At 70.7% G+C, this 15,950-nt stretch carries 13 protein-coding genes and 1 tRNA gene; 5 read left to right on the forward strand and 9 right to left on the reverse strand.

From position 1 onward, the window contains the following. Positions 1-71 precede the first annotated feature (71 nt). The 3 genes from DK427_RS01725 to DK427_RS01735 all read right to left on the reverse strand — a co-directional run bounded on the left by DK427_RS01725 (position 72) and on the right by DK427_RS01735 (position 3,032). On the reverse strand, positions 72-857 hold the full coding sequence (locus DK427_RS01725) for a hypothetical protein (RefSeq protein WP_109949750.1): 786 nt from the start codon (positions 855-857) through the stop codon (positions 72-74). A gap of 180 nt (positions 858-1,037) precedes the next feature. Then, complete coding sequence (locus tag DK427_RS01730; RefSeq protein ID WP_109949751.1) at positions 1,038-1,394, reverse strand: phasin; 357 nt, start codon at positions 1,392-1,394, stop codon at positions 1,038-1,040. A 393-nt stretch (positions 1,395-1,787) separates the two neighbouring features. Further along, a complete protein-coding gene (locus DK427_RS01735) occupies positions 1,788-3,032 on the reverse strand; it encodes a glycosyltransferase (protein WP_109949752.1) in 1,245 nt (414 codons plus the stop codon). A gap of 159 nt (positions 3,033-3,191) precedes the next feature. On the opposite strand from DK427_RS01735, the gene DK427_RS01740 reads away from it, so the two are divergent. Further along, positions 3,192-3,371, forward strand: a complete 180-nt coding sequence (locus DK427_RS01740) for a hypothetical protein (protein WP_109949753.1) — start codon at positions 3,192-3,194, stop codon at positions 3,369-3,371. Between the two features lie 175 nt (positions 3,372-3,546). Here DK427_RS01740 and DK427_RS01745 read toward each other — a convergent pair whose 3' ends face one another. After that, entirely contained in the window at positions 3,547-5,229 is a 1,683-nt protein-coding gene (locus DK427_RS01745; protein WP_109949754.1) for an acyl-CoA dehydrogenase family protein, read from the reverse strand. A gap of 173 nt (positions 5,230-5,402) precedes the next feature. Next, positions 5,403-6,293 (reverse strand): DMT family transporter, encoded by an 891-nt coding sequence (locus DK427_RS01750; RefSeq protein ID WP_109949755.1) that lies wholly within the window; start codon positions 6,291-6,293, stop codon positions 5,403-5,405. A 167-nt stretch (positions 6,294-6,460) separates the two neighbouring features. On the opposite strand from DK427_RS01750, the gene DK427_RS01755 reads away from it, so the two are divergent. Together DK427_RS01755 and DK427_RS01760 are read left to right on the forward strand one after the other, a co-directional pair. Beyond that, positions 6,461-7,348 (forward strand): YihY/virulence factor BrkB family protein, encoded by an 888-nt coding sequence (locus tag DK427_RS01755; protein ID WP_109949756.1) that lies wholly within the window; start codon positions 6,461-6,463, stop codon positions 7,346-7,348. Between the two features lie 312 nt (positions 7,349-7,660). Then, complete coding sequence (locus DK427_RS01760) at positions 7,661-7,888, forward strand: hypothetical protein (protein ID WP_162559639.1); 228 nt, start codon at positions 7,661-7,663, stop codon at positions 7,886-7,888. Between the two features lie 122 nt (positions 7,889-8,010). Here DK427_RS01760 and DK427_RS01765 read toward each other — a convergent pair whose 3' ends face one another. The 3 genes from DK427_RS01765 to DK427_RS01785 all read right to left on the reverse strand — a co-directional run bounded on the left by DK427_RS01765 (position 8,011) and on the right by DK427_RS01785 (position 12,027). After that, positions 8,011-9,699, reverse strand: coding sequence for a methyl-accepting chemotaxis protein (locus DK427_RS01765; RefSeq protein ID WP_109949758.1), 1,689 nt, complete (start codon positions 9,697-9,699; stop codon positions 8,011-8,013). Between the two features lie 1,539 nt (positions 9,700-11,238). Further along, complete coding sequence (locus tag DK427_RS01780) at positions 11,239-11,511, reverse strand: DUF6894 family protein (protein WP_109949761.1); 273 nt, start codon at positions 11,509-11,511, stop codon at positions 11,239-11,241. Positions 11,512-11,951: 440 nt separating this feature from the next. Next, positions 11,952-12,027, reverse strand: a tRNA-Glu gene (locus DK427_RS01785). Positions 12,028-12,140: 113 nt separating this feature from the next. On the opposite strand from DK427_RS01785, the gene DK427_RS01790 reads away from it, so the two are divergent. Continuing rightward, positions 12,141-13,121 (forward strand): RluA family pseudouridine synthase, encoded by a 981-nt coding sequence (locus DK427_RS01790; protein WP_245930924.1) that lies wholly within the window; start codon positions 12,141-12,143, stop codon positions 13,119-13,121. Positions 13,122-13,415: 294 nt separating this feature from the next. Then, the gene (rpoH, locus tag DK427_RS01795) at positions 13,416-14,315 is read left to right on the forward strand and encodes an RNA polymerase sigma factor RpoH (RefSeq protein ID WP_109949763.1); all 900 of its coding nucleotides are present in this window, start codon (positions 13,416-13,418) and stop codon (positions 14,313-14,315) included. A 97-nt stretch (positions 14,316-14,412) separates the two neighbouring features. On the opposite strand, the gene DK427_RS01800 is transcribed toward rpoH, so the two are convergent. Further along, complete coding sequence (locus tag DK427_RS01800) at positions 14,413-15,888, reverse strand: histidine kinase (protein ID WP_109949764.1); 1,476 nt, start codon at positions 15,886-15,888, stop codon at positions 14,413-14,415. Positions 15,889-15,950: the final 62 nt, after the last annotated feature.

A 15,950-nucleotide genomic window follows, 5' to 3' on the forward strand; every position in this document is an offset into this window, starting at 1 on the left:
CCAACTCCCGAAGCGCAGGAGACCCGCGCGGGGTTCCGCGCGGGTCTTCGAAACGTACGACGGACTCTGGTTCAGTGGAGCGGGACACCCCGCGCCGCGTGGCGGGCGATGCTGCTCCAGCAGGTCAGCGAGGCGTCCGCGGCGCGCTGCATCTCGGTGACGTTGAGGCGGATCATGTCGGCAGGGGAGCGCGCCGCGCTGAGCGCCCGCATGTAGCTGAAGGCCGCTACGCTCTCGTTGTGCAGGTAGTTCGCCACCACCGCGCTGATGCCCTCGACGTCGATCCGAACCGGCGCGAAGGCGAAATGCAATACGGCGCGCGGCGGGGCGGGACGTTCCGTACGTGGCCCACCGAAGATCTCGTCGGCAACGGCCGCGAGCGTGGTAGCCGGCAGAAGCGGATCGGGCAGCACGGGCATCGCGGCCGGCACCTCCTCCGACGCGGCTACCGCAGCGGGCTCCTCCGAGACGATATCCGCGGACGCTTCGTCGGCGGGCACCTCGGCGGCAGCGACGGCCTCGGGCTCGGATCCGGCTGCGGGCTCCTGTGCCGGCTCATCGTAGGCGGTCTCGGTCGCATCGGATGAGACGGGGCCAGCCTCGACGACCTCCTCTTGGGCGATCTCATCAGAGGCTCTTTCGGAAACCTCCGGCGCTACCGCCTCCGGGCCTCCGTTCGCGAACGCGTCGGCCGGCGCGGCGTCCTGCTCCGGAACCTCGGGCGCGGACACGGGCTCCGCCACCGTCGTCGGCCGCGCCTCCGCCACCGTGGCGAGACCGCCGAGCCCGGCGGGGCCGCGGCGCGCGGGCGTCCTGCGGCCGGGTCGCTGCCCCTGGGGCGTGCGCTGCTTACCCATCGGTCGACTCCCTCGATCCTTCATCGGGCCGGCGCGCGTGTTGCCGTCTCGGTCTCGTGCACGGCGAGCTGCCCGGTCCCTTCCCGACTCTCGGCGCGGCCCCGTACGCCAGGATGCGGGAGCCTGCGCCAGGGATGGCGCAGGCTCCCGACCATCGGCCTACCAGCGGGCCGGCCGGCTTCAGCGCGCGGCGGCGCTCTGCGCGAGGCTGCCGAACTCCTTGGCCTGCGCCTGCAGGGCGGAGAACTGGTTGCGAACGTACTCGGTCTGAATCTCGTAAGCCTCGCGCAGGTCCTTGCTGCGGACGAGCTTCTGCACGTGGTCGAAGGCCGCGTTGGCGTTGGCCTGGGCGTGGTCGAAGCCCTTGGCGACCGCCGCCTGAACCGTGTCCTGGAAGGTCTGGCCGCCCTTCTGGAGCTGATCGGCCGCCTTGTGGGCATTCGTCATCATGGCGCCGACAGCGTTGCGGGCCTGATCGACGCTCTTCTCGGCGAAGTCGCGCAGCTCGGTCGGGATCTCGAAGTTCTGGGTCTGCATGATTCTCTCCGCTCGTGAAGCCGGGGCAGCCCGGCCGGATCGGCCACGACTGGCGAGAGAGATATGTTGCATTGCAGCAAAAAGGTCAAGCGCCTGCGGGGCCCATAACCTTTCATGGCCGAACTCTTGTCAGACCCGATGGATCAAAATGTTCGCCGACAACGCACACGCACGATGATACAAAGCGAAGGTTCGGCTCCACGCAGGAGAGCCGCGAGGCCGAACACCGCAAGCGTAGCAGATCGTACACTTGAGTGATCTTCTAATGGCTATTCCCTCTGAACTCACGGGATCTTGGACCATCGAGCGGTGACTGGTCAAGCCTACATTGGTCCGATCGAGACACTGCCCTCCACGCCGGGTCCGTACGCCGGGCGAGGGCCGATCCTACGCTCACACGCCCGTCCTTTGTTGCAGCGCACAGGACGACAGAGCCGGGTCGCTCGCGAGGATGTGCGCGTAGAGATCCGCGGCCGCGCGGGCATGGGCCGCGATCGTCATCGGCGCGGCCCAGAAGCGGGCATGCGCGGCCCGCCCGAGGCGGGCCACCCGTACATCGTCCCGCAGGACCGAGAAGGTCCGCGCCAAGCTGTCCGTCTCGGGCACGACCACGAAGCCGGTCTCGCCGTCGCGGACCTTCTCGGCGGCCCCGGAGCGCTCGGAGGCCACGACCGGGATGCCGGCCGCGAGCGCCTCGTAGACGGTGAGCGGCCCGGTCTCGAACCAGCGCGAGGGTGCGGCGAGCGCCCGCGCCCGGCGGCGCAGGAGCGCGCGCGCGGCCTCCGGCGCCTGCCAGCCGACGAGTTCGGCCCCACCCGCGCGCAGCTCCGCCTCCAGAGGTCCGGTGCCGATAAACAGGGCCGGCAGGCCCGCCGCGCGCGCCGCGGCGGCCACGAGGTCGGCGCCCTTCTCGCGGGTGAGGCGGCCGAGATAGACCACCGCGTCGCCCCGCTCCGGCGCGGCCGGCGCCTCGGGCTGGACGCGCACCGGGTTGTCGAGGCGGTGATGGATTGCTGCCCCCTCGAACAGGCCCTCCATGCGGGCACGACTCGCGTCGCAGACGTGGACGAGGTGGAGCGGATGAGGCCCGAGCGCGCGGCGCAGGGCACCAGAGCGGGCCACGCGCACGAGCTTGTGGAGGCGGCTGCGGGGATCGCAGGGCGCACTGACGCAGGCCGGCGACATCGGGCGCAGGGCGCAGGGCTCTGCCCGGTCGAAGCGGTAGTAAACGCCGTTCGGGCATGCCAGGAAGTAGTCGTGCAGCGTCACCAGCACCGGCGCGCCGGATGCGCGCAGGACCGGGAACACGCTCGGCGAGAGGCTGCGGGTCCACTGGTGCAGGTGGACGATGTCGGGCGGCGGCAGAGAGGCCAGGGCAGCCCCGACCCGCTCGGCCGCGGCCCGGTGCCAGATCCCGGCGACCGCGCCGGCGACCGCGCCGCGGCTCCAGATGTCGGGCAGGCCGAGATCGACGCGACGGATGCGCGGATGGTCGAGGAGCGGATCGACCGGCCCGGAGACGCCCTGGAGATAGCTGACCGTGAGACCAAGATCAGCCAAGCCGCGCGCGGATTCGAGGGCGACTTTCTCGGCGCCGCCGCTCGGGGCGGCGAACTCGGCCAGGACGACGAGGTGCATCGGGCGCCTCCAGGCTGCCGCCCGCGCGCCGCGCCGGGGTTCTCAGGGCGGGATCAGCTCTACCCGAGCCCGGTAAACGGCTTGCAACGCCTGTCCGGTCCCGGCGTTGACGCCCGAACGCACCCGCGGGTGCATCGTGAAGGCACAGCGAGGAGCACCATGGCCGATCAGGACAACAAGGCAAACGCGGAGAAGCCCGGCTTCCAGCAGGGCAGCGCGAAGCCCGGCGACAAGGCGAACCCGGACAACCGGCAGGAGCCCCTGAACGAGCGCCTGGACGAGGCGCTGGAGGAGACCTTCCCGTCGAGCGACCCCGTCTCGGTGAAGATCACCAAGTAGCTTGGTGAAGGCCAACAAGTAGCGGTTTCGAAAGGCCGAGGCCTTTCGCGGGTGCAGGGCAGAGCCCTGCATTTGGAACCACCGACCCGGCTTTGCCGGGTCGGTGGTTCCAATTCCGGGGCTGCGCGCCCCGCCCCCCGGCAAAGGGCCTAAGGCCCTTTGGGATCCCCGGACCTCAGGCGGCTTCCAGCAGGCGGCGGGCGATGACCTGGGCCTGGATCTCGGCCGCGCCCTCGAAGATCGAGAGGATGCGGGCGTCGCAGAGCACGCGGCTGATCTGGTACTCCAGCGCGAAGCCGTTGCCGCCGTGGATCTGAAGCGCGTTGTCGGCGGCCGCCCAGGCGACGCGGGCGCCGAGGAGCTTGGCCATGCCGGCCTCGAGATCGCAGCGCTTGCCCTCGTCCTTCTCGCGGGCCGAGAAGTAGGTGAGCTGGCGGGCGATGTTGATCTCCACCGCCATCATGGCGAGCTTGTCGGCGACGCGGGGGAAGTTGATCAGCGCCTTGCCGAACTGTACCCGCTCCTCGGCGTAGCGCAGGCCGATGTCGAGGGCCGACTGGGCCACGCCGATGGCGCGGGCCGCCGTCTGGATGCGGGCCGACTCGAAGGTCTGCATCAGCTGGGCGAAGCCCTTGCCCTCGACGCCGCCGAGCAGGTTGTGGCCGGGAACCGAGAAGTTCTCGAAGGCGAGCTCGTACTCCTTCATGCCGCGGTAGCCGAGCACCTCGATCTCGCCGCCCGACAGGCCATCGACCGGGAACGGATTCGCGTCGTCGCCCCGCGGCTTCTCTGCGATCAGCATGGAGAGGCCGCGATGGCCCTTCTCCTCGGGCTTGGTCCGCACCAGCACCGTCATGATGTCGGCGCGCACCGGATGCGTGATCCAGGTCTTGTTGCCCGAGATCTTCCAGGTGTCGCCGTCCTTCACCGCCTTGGTGCGGAGCGAGGCGAGGTCGGAGCCGGTGTTCGGCTCGGTGAACACGGCGGTGGGCAGGATCTCCCCGCTCGCGATCTTCGGCAGGAAGCGCTGTTTCTGCTCCTCGGTGCCGCCGCCGAGGATGAGTTCGGCCGCGATCTCCGAGCGGGTGCCGAGCGAGCCGACGCCGATATAGGCGCGCGACAGCTCCTCCGAGACCACGCACATCGCGGTCTTGGGCATGCCCATGCCGCCGTACTCCTCGGGGATCGTCAGCCCGAAGACGCCGAGTTCGGCCATCTTCTGGATGATCTCCATCGGGATGTAGGCGTTCTGCAGATGCCATTCGTGGGCCTGATCGACCACCTCGGCCTTGCCGAAGCGGCGCATCTCGGAGCGGATCGCCTCCATGTCCTCGTCGAGGCCGGACTCGCCGATCGTTGCCGAGCCGCCGCCCTCGCGGATCTTGGACACCAGCGCGGCGCGGTTCTCAGGCGTGTTGCCGTCGGCGATCATCGCCTCGACCGCGTCGGTGCGGAACTGGGCCAGCTCCCTGGCCGAGAGCCCGAGGGAGCCCGTGGCGCGCACCATCTCGCCCTGGCTCATCGGGATGCCGCCGAACATCTGGTCGAGATACTCGCCCGCGCCGATCTTCACGAGCAGCGTCTCGGTCTCGCCGAGCTTGCCCGCCGCCTGGAGGTTGGCCGCGTAGGTGCCCAGTTCCCGCACGGCCTCGCCGTAGACGGCGAGCCAGGCGAGGCCGTGGGCGGCGTGCTGCTCGGCCTCAAGCTTGGCGGCGTCGATCTTGCCGTCCTGGCCCAGCACGCGGGCGCGCACCCGGCGGGTCGCCTCAGCGACGAGCTTCTTGGCAGCCGCGCCCGCCTCGGCGGACAGGGCGACGACGTCCTGCGGTTCGGTCTGGAAGGCGGGAGAGGCGGACATGCTCAATACCTGGATCTGAAAGGGATCACGGATGGGGACGTTATAGGGCGTCCCGCGAAACCGGAGATATTTTTTTATTTGCACCGCCCGCAAAGGGAAGTGAACACCGCCCGCATTGCACCATGGTGCAATACAGTGGGATGCAGCGCAGAGATGCGACGCTGGGGCGCGCTTCAGCCCCGGCTCGCCAGGGCCACGCCGACCACGGCGACGAGCATGCCGGCGACCTGCAGGGGCACGAGGGTCTCGCCGAAGAGGAGGTAGGCCATCACGGCCGAGACCGCCGGCACGAGGTAGAACAGGGCGGAGACGCCAGCGACCGCCTGCTGCTGGATCAGCCAGAGCAGCAGGAGCACACCGCCGACCGAGAGACCGAGCACCGACCAGGCGAGACCGGCCAGAGCCGGAAGGCTCGCGTCGAACCGTCCCTCCTCCAGCAGCAGGGCGAGCGGCAGGGTCATCAGGCCGGCGCCCAGGAACTGCACGGCGGCGTTGGTGCGCAGGTCGACGGTGGCCGCAGAGCGCTTCTGCCAAAGGGTGCCGCCGGTCAGCGCGAGCGTGGCCGCGAAGCAGACCGCGAGGGCGTCGAGCGGGATCGCGCCGCTCGACGCGCCGATCTTCGGCAGGAGTACCAGCCCCGCGCCGAGGGCGCCGATCCCGACGCCGAGCCAGCGCCGGCCCGAGACCCGCTCGCCGAGCAGCGGGCCCGCAACGAGGGCCGTCAGCACCGGCGGCAGGCTCGTCACGAGCGCGGCGAGCCCCGCCGGCAGACCCCGGCTCACCGCCCAGAACACGCCATCGAGATAGATGCCCTGGAGCAGGATCCCGGCCAGCAGCGCGTCCCGCCAGCCCCGCCAGCCCACCGGCCAGCGCGCGCCGGCGGCGAGCGCCACCGTGCCGAGGACGCAGACGGTCAGCCCGTAACGCAGCATCAGGAAGGTCAGGGGCTCGGCATGGGGCGCGACGAGCCGAGCGACGACGAAGCCGGTCGACCAGATCAGGACGAAGAGGCCCGGCACGAGCCGGAGGGCGGGGTTCACCGGAGCGGAGATGGGTCGGGTCATCGGGTACGGCGCGCGGCGGGGCCGGACCGTGTGTCACGAACCCGGGGGTCGCGCCAAGCTTCCCCAGCAGGCTTTCCCGGCCAGGCTCCTTCGGCCGGGCTTTCCTGTCGGAACGGGCGGCCGCGCTCTCGCCTCGGGCCGGATCCGGTGTAGAGACCGGTCCCGACATGCGTCCCGCCCCGCGCCTGCGCCGCCTCACCGAGATCGCCGCCCTCGCCGCGGCGCGCTTCGTCGCGCATGACGGCTGGGCGATCGCGAGCCACATCGCGCTCTCGACGCTGACCTCGATGTTCCCGTTCCTGATCCTGCTGGCGGCGCTGGCCGGCCTGTTCGGATCGAAGTCGCTCGCCGACGAGGCCGGCGTGCTGATCCTGGACGCCTGGCCGAAGGAGGTGGCCAAGCCCATCGTCGGCGAGGTGCACCGGGTGCTCACCGAGCAGCGCGGCGGGGTGCTCACCATCGGCGCCCTGCTGGCACTCTACTTCTCGTCCTCCGGGGTCGAGTCCCTGCGGGTAGGGCTCAACCGCGCCTACGGCATCCGCGAGATGCGGCCCTGGTGGCTGACCCGGCTCGAATCGATCGGCTACGTGGTCTGCGGCGCCTTCGCGATGCTGGCCTTCGCGCTCCTCGTGGTGCTGGGCCCGCTGATCTGGCGCAACATCGTCACCGTCGCGCCGGGGCTTGAACCGCTCGGCCTCACCGTGGCGATCGGCCGGATCGGGATCACGGCCTTCCTGCTGGGGCTGGTGCTGGTCATCGCCCACCGCTTCGTCGCGGCCGGGCGGCGGCCGATCCTGATGGTGCTGCCGGGCGTCGTGGTGACGCTGCTGCTCTGGTTCCTCGCGGGCCTCGGCTTCGGCTTCTATCTCGACCGCTTCTCGACCGCCTACGCCTCGACCTACGGGGGTCTCGCCACCGCGATGGTGTTCCTCGTGTTCCTGTACTGGTGCGCCGCGATGTTCCTGTTCGGCGGCGAGATCAACGGCACCGTCATCGCGGCACGGCGCGCCCGCCTCCAGGCGCGGATGCAGGCCCGCAGGGTCGGGGTGCGCTAGAGCACACGCGGTCAAGCTTATGCTCGAATCGGGGGGCCGGCCCGGAACCCCGCGGGCAGCCCGCGCATTCACCCAGCACTCCATGCGATCCCCAAGAGCACCTGACAGGCCCGCCTCCCCGGCGGGTCTTTTTTTCGTCCGGCCGGGCCGGGCGCACCCCGATCGCGAAGGGGCAGGTCATCGGGGATCGTAAACCATTCTCACCACGCGGAATACGCAGCAAGGCGGATTCCGATTGCAGCGCCTGGACGACTCGGCAGATCTTCGACGCCCGCAAAGGACGCGAAGTCTACTATCCACGGTCGCCCCACGATGCTGCATCCGCCTTTGAAAGTTGCTTTGCTGGCGCCGGTCACCATCCTGGGTCTTGCGCTGATTCTGATCCTCTGTGCGGCAGCCCTAGGCGCGGCGCTCGTGGCGCTGTCGGGCCGCGTCCTCCTCCGGACGGCCGTTCAAGCGCGCAACGCGGCCCGGCGCGCGCTCCCCGCCTGGATGGCCGGGGACAGAAAGAAGCCCGCCGCGGCGAGCCGGGCGGGCTGAAGTCGATCTCTCGGAAGGAAATGCCGTGGTTGGCCTGGATGCCTTAAGCATCCAGTATGCCAGATCGGTGACAGAACCCGGCCGCCCCGCACGTATCCGGCGCCGCGACGGCTTCGGTCTCTCTACGCGGCGCGGACGGTGCCGAGGAAGCGGTTCACCTCGGCGGCGAGGTGTTCGGACTGGCGCGACAGTTCGGAGGCTGCGCCCAGGACCTGCGTCGCGGCCGCACCGGTTTCCTCGGCGGCACCCGCCACGCCCGCGATATTGCCCGTTACAGCAGTCGTTCCGCTCGCGGCCCGAGCCACGTTGCGCACGATCTCCTGGGTCGCCGCGCCCTGTTCCTCGACGGCGGCCGCGATCATCGTGGCCACGCCGCTGATCTCCTGGATGCGCGCGCCGATCCCACCAATCGCCTGCACGGCCTGACCCGTCGCGCCCTGGATCCGCGTGATCTGGCCGGAGATCTCCTCGGTCGCCCGGGCGGTCTGGCTGGCGAGTTCCTTCACCTCGGCGGCCACCACCGCGAAGCCGCGCCCCGCCTCGCCCGCACGAGCTGCCTCAATGGTCGCGTTGAGCGCCAGGAGGTTCGTCTGCCCGGCGATCGTCGAGATCATCGTGACCACGTCGCCGATCTTCGCGACGGCACCGCTGAGTTCCTGCACGAGCGTCGCCGTCTGGGCAGCCTCGGAGACAGCCGCCTGCGCCAGGCTGGCCGAACCGTCCACCTGGCGGCCGATCTCCTGCACGGACGAGCTCAGCTCCTCCGCCGCCGCGGCAACAGTGCCGACATTGTCGGCAGCTGCCTTCGCCGCGGCCGCGACGCTGCTCGACTGGGCGGCAGTCTGGCCCGCCGTTCCGCTCATCTGCTGCGCGGTGGCCTGCAGCTCGGTTGCGGACGCCGAGACCGAGCCGACGATGCCACCGACGGCAGCCTCGAACCCGTCGGCCATCTCGCGCATCGCGGCCCTGCGCTGCGCTTCGGCACCTGCCCGGGCTTGCGCGGTCTCCGCCTCGAGCTGGCGCGTCCGGATCAGGTTCTCCTTGAACACCTGCACGGCCGCCGCGATGGCGCCGATCTCCGTGCGCGCGCCCTGGTGCGGGACAGTGACGGAGGCGTCGCCCGCGGCGAGCACCTTCATGGGCTCCACCACCGAGGCGATGTCGCGACCGATCGAGCGGACGATCAGCATCCCGAGCGCCACCGCGAGACCGGAGGCGAGAAGGCCGCCCGCGATCAGGATCGTGCTGGTCTGGGCATAGATCTCCGCGCTGAGCGCCTCCGCCCGGGCGCTGCCGGACTGGTTCAGCGCTACGATCTTGTCGAGCGTGAGGGAGGCCGCGCGCCGGGGCGCCACGCCGCGGCTCTCGTAGACCGCGAGCGCCTCGGCCTTCCGGCCCGTGCGCGAGAGGGCGAGAACGGGCTCGACCGCGGCCATGAACGCGTCCCAGCTCTTGGAGAAGCTCTCGTAGAGCGCACGCTCCTCGGGCGAGCTGATCAGCGGCTCGTAGGCCTTCCGCGCCGCCGCCAGCTTGGCGGCGCGCTCGACCAGGTCCTTGTCGATGCTCGCAAGCATTGTCGGCTCGCTTGTCAGGACGTGCCGAAGCAGGCTCGTCGTGTAGCGGCCCGTGAGCGCATCGACTTGGCTCGCGGTGCGCACGCTAGGCATCCAGTTCGTCTGCACGTCGAGCAGCAAGTCGTTCATCCCCGCGGCACTCCGATAGCCGGCGAATGACAACGCGACGACGAACAGCACCAATAGCGAGAACGCTGCCGTCAGCTTGGACCGAATCGAGAGGGAGCGCACGGGCATTTTACCTAGAAATCAGGAACTAAATCTTCCATCCTCAGTATGAAATAGCCACAGTGACTTACTTTTCGTTAAAGAGGACCGCGAACGGCAGTTCAGGCTCGACAGCGCCGCTACGCTCCAGATCACCACAAGGGCGGGACGTCGTCTCAGATCTGCAGCGGAAAACCAGGACGAGACCGGTGTCCTCCGTGCGGGATGCGACGGCCGGGCCTCCGAATCGCGTTGCGGAGCCGTTGCTCGAATGTGGGTGACGGGTTCGGTGGCAGGATTCGGTTCAGCGGCAGTCGATCCCCCTCCGGAAGACCTGAGGCCGTTCAGGTCCAAGGCCGATCGAGGCGACTCGCGGGAATCGGAGCGCTGTCGGCAGCCTGCGCCAGCGCAATCTTAGGACGGGGGACGGCGTGCCCGAGGAAAGAACGGCGTCGAGCTCGCTCATCCGACGGCCAACGCAGGTGCACGGACCGATTTGACGCGATCCAAGCGCGCGGTCGACTGCGCGGTCGGGCTCTGCCACCACCGAGCCCGACTTGATGCCCGCTTAGCGTCCTCCGCCGCCCATGCTCTTGGCGCCGGGCGTGGAGCCCGACCCCGCATCGTTGGCACCCGTGCTGTTGGACGTGCCGGACCGGCTTGCACCACCCGTGCTCGATCCGCTGCCGCTCGCGCCCGGGGACGATCCAGAGCCCGCATCGTTGGCCCCAGTGCTGTTCATCGTGCCCGAGCGCGTCTGCCCGGAGCCGGCCGCGGAGTTCCCTTCGCCGGCAAACGCTGCCGTCCCGAGCGTCAGTGTGGCGGCGATAGCGAGGATCGTGGTTCGCATGACGGCTCCCGAGGTCTGCTGGTCTGAGCCAACCGGCCATCGGTCTGGCCGTTCCGAGAGGGAGCCCCGAGCGCCCGCAAGGCCCACGCGCGCGAAGGATCGGATCCCTCCTATGCCCCGGCCCGTATCCTTCGCGCAGATACGAGGCTGGTATGATGGCCGCCGCAGTATTGCCGGATCGCCGGGAAGCTGCTCGTGGGAGGCTACCTGGAGGACGTGCCCTTGCGGTCCAACCGCTCGCCGGCCAAGCACTCGCGCATGTATGTCTCGCGCATCTCGTCAGTGATGCTCAACGCGGTCGCTCGGGCTTGGCACACCTGCTCAGCGTCGGCCGGCTCCGCCGCCATAGCACCGAACGATGCACCGAGCATCAGTGCGGCGGCGGTCACACATGGCGCGAACTTCATCGGAGCTCTCTGGGCCTGTCTCTGAACCAGGCCAACCAGTTGCCCTCGGCTCCGTTCCGCAATCGTCGAGCCCGGTGTCGGGTCGGGGATTCACATCTGCGCGAAGCCTGTCCGTTCGGGATGCCTGGGCATGGCTGGGCTTGGGGCGAAAGCTCCTGGCCGACCCGCGGGGCCGCACACGCGACGGGTCATACCGGGACGCGAGCGGCGCGGTCCTCTTCTCAATCCTGGGTCGGCGGCCCTCCGAGCCGCCGGCACTCAGGCGATGGGTGAGCGCTCCGAGCCGTGGACAGTGACGCACCCGCGGCCACGTCAGTGCAGCGTCCCGTTCCCACCCTCGGTCTCCGGCAAGGATCGGGCTGACAGGGCGTCGGTCAGCGGAAATTCCAGCACCACCGCCTCGGTCTCATCGGCCACGAAAAGCACCGCCTTGAGCAAATCAGGATCGCCGTCGGCGCCCTGGAGGAGTTGCAGAGCCAGCACCTCGGCCGTTCCCCGGACGGCATCCAAGTCGGCCAACTCGCTGCCTTCGGGGTCCACCACGACGTCATCGCCGATATGCGTGTGGAAGAAGTAGCGTGGCATCTGTGCTCGGTCCCCGCTGCCTCAGGATGACGGCGCGAGGCGTCGCGCGAAGGCCGCCAGCCCGACAGCGGACCGGGCAAGGCCCGTCGGACACGGTTCCGCCTGCCAGCTCTCGTTGGCTGCCTGGCCGCGAAGCCCGCGAGATCGCAAATGCCCCTTGGACAGCGAGCGTCGGCAGCCGGCCTTCTCCGACCCGATCACACGCCTCGCACACATGGTCCGATCTTCTGGCCCGCAGCGCCGTCAGAGCGCCACGTCATCGAAGCGCAGTGTACAGGAAGGCTCCGACCATCCGCTCATCCGCGAGAAGAGACCGCAGCGAGCAGCGGCGGGTCATCACCGTATACGCGAAATCATTTGCACGCATTAGTCATGCGAGCAGCCGGCAAAAGTGTCGATGATTTCGGAAACTTGCGCCGCTCCAAACTCTTAGAGAGTGGTGGCGCTCCCAAGGGGACTCGAACCCCTGTTTTCGCCGTGAGAGGGCGACGTCCTAGACCGCTAGACGATGGGAGCTTTCCGCGGCGGCGTGGCGATCCTATAGCGACGCCTGAATGCGGGAGCAACCCCTGCGGGATACCTTTTTCGGGGCGGACGGGAGAAACGGCGTGACGGGTGAACCGGTGGGGATCGCGGGCGGGACGGAGCGGCAAGGGGTGGTCGCCGCGGAGGCGCCGGTGCGGCTGGACCGGGCGCTGGCCTTCCTGTTCCCCGACCTCTCGCGCTCGCGCCTCCAGGATCTGGTGAAGGCCGGTCACGTGCGGCGGGACGGGGCCGCGGTGCGCGACCCGGCCCTGAAGGTCGCGGCCGGCGCGAGCCTCGCCGTCACGGTCCCGGAGGCCGCCCCCGCCGCGCCGCGCCCCGAGGCGCTCGCTCTCGTCGTTCCCTACGAGGACGACGACCTGATCGTGATCGACAAGCCGGCGGGCCTCGTGGTGCACCCCGCCCCCGGCAACGAGACCGGCACCCTGGTCAACGCCCTGCTCGACCATTGCGGCGACAGCCTCTCGGGAATCGGCGGCGTGCGCCGGCCCGGCATCGTGCACCGGCTCGACAAGGACACGAGCGGCCTGATGGTGGTGGCCAAGAACGACGCCGCCCATCGGGGCCTCGCCGCGCAGTTCGCCGACCACGGCCGCAGCGGGCCGCTGGAGCGGGCCTATCTCGCCCTGGCCTGGGGCGTGCCCGAGCCCGCCCGCGCCACCGTCACGGCCGACCTCGCCCGCTCCCGGCACAACCGCGAGAAGATCGCGGTGGTGCGCCCCGGCGAGGGCCGGCACGCGGTGACGCACTACACGGTCGAGGCGCGCCACGGCGCGGAGGCGGCACGGGTTCGCTGCCGCCTCGAGACCGGGCGCACGCACCAGATCCGCGTGCACCTCGCCCATATCGGGCACCCGCTGCTCGGCGATGCGGTCTACGGAGCGGCCTTCAAGACCAAGGCGGCGCGGCTGCCGGAGGCGGCCCAGGCCGCGCTCGCGGCGCTGCGGCGGCAGGCGCTGCACGCCGCGCTCCTCGGCTTCGCGCATCCGCGCACGGGCGCGCACCTGCGCTTCGAGAGCGCGGCGCCGCCCGACCTCGCGCGGCTGATCGCGGCGCTCGGGCTGTAACCGCCGCGCGGCTCAGGCGAACGTAAAGAGTGGTGGGGCCGGTTGCGCTCCGGCCACGGTCAAGCGCGATCGAGGCTCAGGTGCGAAAGGGCACGGAGATCCGCGACCAATCGTGCCACTGTCCACAGATCGTCAACCGTCCGGGCTCTGGCGCGTTGATCACGACATTCGGGTCGCGGACCCGCTACCGGCCCGGCGACCGACCCAGTACAGATGGTGAGTCGGACGGCCGGCTCAAGAGCGACCGTCCGCAACGTTGTCCGCCCGGGAGGGGGACCCTCAAGGAGAATGCCCATGGCCGGCGCATTGCCCGTGCTCGCCAACGAAGGTGGCCTGTCGCGCTACCTCGATGAGATCCGCAAGTTCCCGATGCTGGAACCGTCGGAGGAGTTCACTCTCGCCAAGAACTGGCGCGACCAGGGGGACCGCGAGGCGGCGCACCGCCTCGTGACGTCGCACCTGCGCCTCGTGGCCAAGATCGCGATGGGCTACCGCGGCTACGGCTTGCCGATCGGCGAGGTGGTCTCGGAGGGCAATGTCGGCCTGATGCAGGCGGTCAAGCGCTTCGATCCCGACAAGGGCTTCCGTCTGGCCACCTACGCCATGTGGTGGATTAAGGCCGCGATCCAGGAATACATCCTGCGCTCGTGGTCGCTCGTGAAGATGGGCACCACCGCCAACCAGAAGAAGCTGTTCTTCAACCTGCGCAAGGCCAAGGGCCGGATCTCGGCGCTGGACGAGGGCGACCTCAAGCCCGATCAGGTCAAGCAGATCGCGACCCGCCTCGGCGTGCCGGAGCAGGACGTGATCGACATGAACCGGCGCCTGTCCGGCGACACCTCGCTCAACGCGCCCCTGCGCGAGGAGGGCGAGGGCGAGTGGCAGGACTGGCTCGTGGACAACAGCCCCAGCCAGGAGACCGTGCTGGTGCGCGAGGAAGAGGGGCAGAACCGCCTCTCGGCGCTGCGCGACGCGCTCGGCGTGCTCAATCCGCGCGAGCGGCGCATCTTCGAGGCGCGTCGGCTGGCCGACGACCCGATCACGCTGGAGGATCTCTCCGGCGAGTTCGGCGTCTCCCGCGAGCGCGTGCGCCAGATCGAGGTGCGCGCCTTCGAGAAGGTTCAGGAGGCGGTCAAGCGCAACGTCGCCACCCGCGAGGCCTCGCCCGCGCGCGAGGCGCGGGTCGGAGCCTAGCGCCGCGTCGCGAGCGCCTGTTCGGAGAAGGCGTTGGCACCGCCCCTCGGCTCGAGGGGCGGCACGGCGCTAACCCGGCTCGGGCGAGCGAAGGCGCTCAGCGCCACTGCTCGAAGGCGCGCTGCAACACCTGCGCGCCGGTATTGCCCTTCTCGAAGGTCACCACCGCGCGCTGCCCGTTGGCGTAGCGTAGTCCAAGATCGAACCAGTTGCGGTGGAGCAGGAGGTCTGTGTTCCGGTCGACGTCGTTGCGCAGGGACGACAGACCGATCAGGAACAGGTTCTCGCGCACCCGCACCGGCAGGCCGGAGAGCGGCGAGCCGCGCGCGCTCTCCTCGTCCTTGGCCTGGAGCAGGCCGATGTCCTGAACCGTGCGCTTGGCCGCATCCGGCCCCGAGGGGCTGAAGGCGAGGCTCACGGTGTGCGAGGCCGGCAGGGTCGCGTCGAGGTTGCGCTGGATCGTCAGCGTCAGGGTCAGGGCGTCCGGGACCGTGATCGTGGCGACCACCGCGGTCTGCAGGGGCTGGCCCTGCTCACCGCTCACGGATTCCAGCCGCCACAGGACGCGGCCCTGGTTCGTCACCGGCTGCGCGTCGGGCCCGCCGCTGCCCTCCTCCAGCAGCGTCGCGCGCTGAGCGACGGCGAGATCGGGCTGGGCCGGCGCCGGGGCCGTCCCTTGGGTCGCCCCTTGGGCGGGCGCGCGCGTCTCAGAGGCGCCCGGCCGCTCGGCCGGCGCCGGCTCGCCGCCAAGCCGGTCCGCGAATTTCGCGTCGCCGCCCTCGGCCTGGGTCTCCGCGGGGCCTGGCGCGGTCGCCTGCAACTCTGTCGGCCGGTCGCGCAGCAGATAGGCCGCGACCGCGATGGCGCCGATCACGCAGGCGAGCACCACCCCCACGAAGGCGTTGCGCAGGAGGCGCGAGCGGTTGCGCGGCGCCACCACGTCGATGCGCGGGCGCTGGCGCCCGTTCTGGGCGTCGGGCGGCACCGCCGGCTCGGGGGCGGCGGCCGGCTCAGGCGCCGGCTCGGCATCCGGCGGGGGCGGCGCCTCGCTGGCCGGCCGCGGCGGGGCGATCGGGATCGCGGGCTCCCGCGGCGGCTCGGGCGGCGCCGGGACGAAGTGCGGCGGCGGGGCCGGCGGCAGGAACGGCTCGGCCGGGTGCTCGGGCGGCGCGGCCTCGGCGAAGGCGGGCGCGGCGGGCTCCGGTACGGGGGGCGGAGGCGGCGGGGCCGGCACCGGCTGAGTCGGCACGGGGGCGACGGTCTGCGGCGGCGGAACCGGGGACGCCTCGGGCGGCCGCGGCGCGCTGACGGACGGTCCCGGCTCGGCCGCCGCCTTCGGCGCCGGATCGTTGGCCGCGGCCGGTACGTCGTAGGTCGCCTCCAGGCGTGTGATCGCCGAGTCGAGCGCCCGCCGCTCGGTGTCGATGTCGTCCTCGCTCAGGGGCGGGTCGATCGAGCGGAGCTGGGCGACCAGCGCGTTGCGCGCCCGGTCGTAGACGGCCCGGCGCATCGCGGGCGTCCGGTCGGGCAGCGCGTCGAGGGCGCGCGCCAGCAGCGGGTAGTAATCGGCCATCGTCCCCGGTCCGGTCCCCTACGGGCTGAGCTCAGGGCGCGGCGCGCCCGGAGCCCGCGCTG

It is taken from the genome of Methylobacterium radiodurans, assembly GCF_003173735.1.
GTDB lineage: Bacteria > Pseudomonadota > Alphaproteobacteria > Rhizobiales > Beijerinckiaceae > Methylobacterium > Methylobacterium radiodurans.

Excerpts from the sequence above, each read along its gene's own strand:
- DK427_RS01725 (WP_109949750.1), bottom strand. The coding sequence starts at position 857 with ATGGGTAAGCAGCGCACGCCCCAGGGGCAGCGACCCGGCCGCAGGACG.
- DK427_RS01730 (WP_109949751.1), bottom strand. The coding sequence starts at position 1,394 with ATGCAGACCCAGAACTTCGAGATCCCGACCGAGCTGCGCGACTTCGCC.
- DK427_RS01735 (WP_109949752.1), bottom strand. The coding sequence starts at position 3,032 with ATGCACCTCGTCGTCCTGGCCGAGTTCGCCGCCCCGAGCGGCGGCGCC.
- DK427_RS01740 (WP_109949753.1), top strand. The coding sequence starts at position 3,192 with ATGGCCGATCAGGACAACAAGGCAAACGCGGAGAAGCCCGGCTTCCAG.
- DK427_RS01745 (WP_109949754.1), bottom strand. The coding sequence starts at position 5,229 with ATGTCCGCCTCTCCCGCCTTCCAGACCGAACCGCAGGACGTCGTCGCC.
- DK427_RS01750 (WP_109949755.1), bottom strand. The coding sequence starts at position 6,293 with ATGACCCGACCCATCTCCGCTCCGGTGAACCCCGCCCTCCGGCTCGTG.
- DK427_RS01755 (WP_109949756.1), top strand. The coding sequence starts at position 6,461 with ATGCGTCCCGCCCCGCGCCTGCGCCGCCTCACCGAGATCGCCGCCCTC.
- DK427_RS01760 (WP_162559639.1), top strand. The coding sequence starts at position 7,661 with ATGCTGCATCCGCCTTTGAAAGTTGCTTTGCTGGCGCCGGTCACCATC.
- DK427_RS01765 (WP_109949758.1), bottom strand. The coding sequence starts at position 9,699 with ATGCCCGTGCGCTCCCTCTCGATTCGGTCCAAGCTGACGGCAGCGTTC.
- DK427_RS01780 (WP_109949761.1), bottom strand. The coding sequence starts at position 11,511 with ATGCCACGCTACTTCTTCCACACGCATATCGGCGATGACGTCGTGGTG.
- rpoH (WP_109949763.1), top strand. The coding sequence starts at position 13,416 with ATGGCCGGCGCATTGCCCGTGCTCGCCAACGAAGGTGGCCTGTCGCGC.
- DK427_RS01800 (WP_109949764.1), bottom strand. The coding sequence starts at position 15,888 with ATGGCCGATTACTACCCGCTGCTGGCGCGCGCCCTCGACGCGCTGCCC.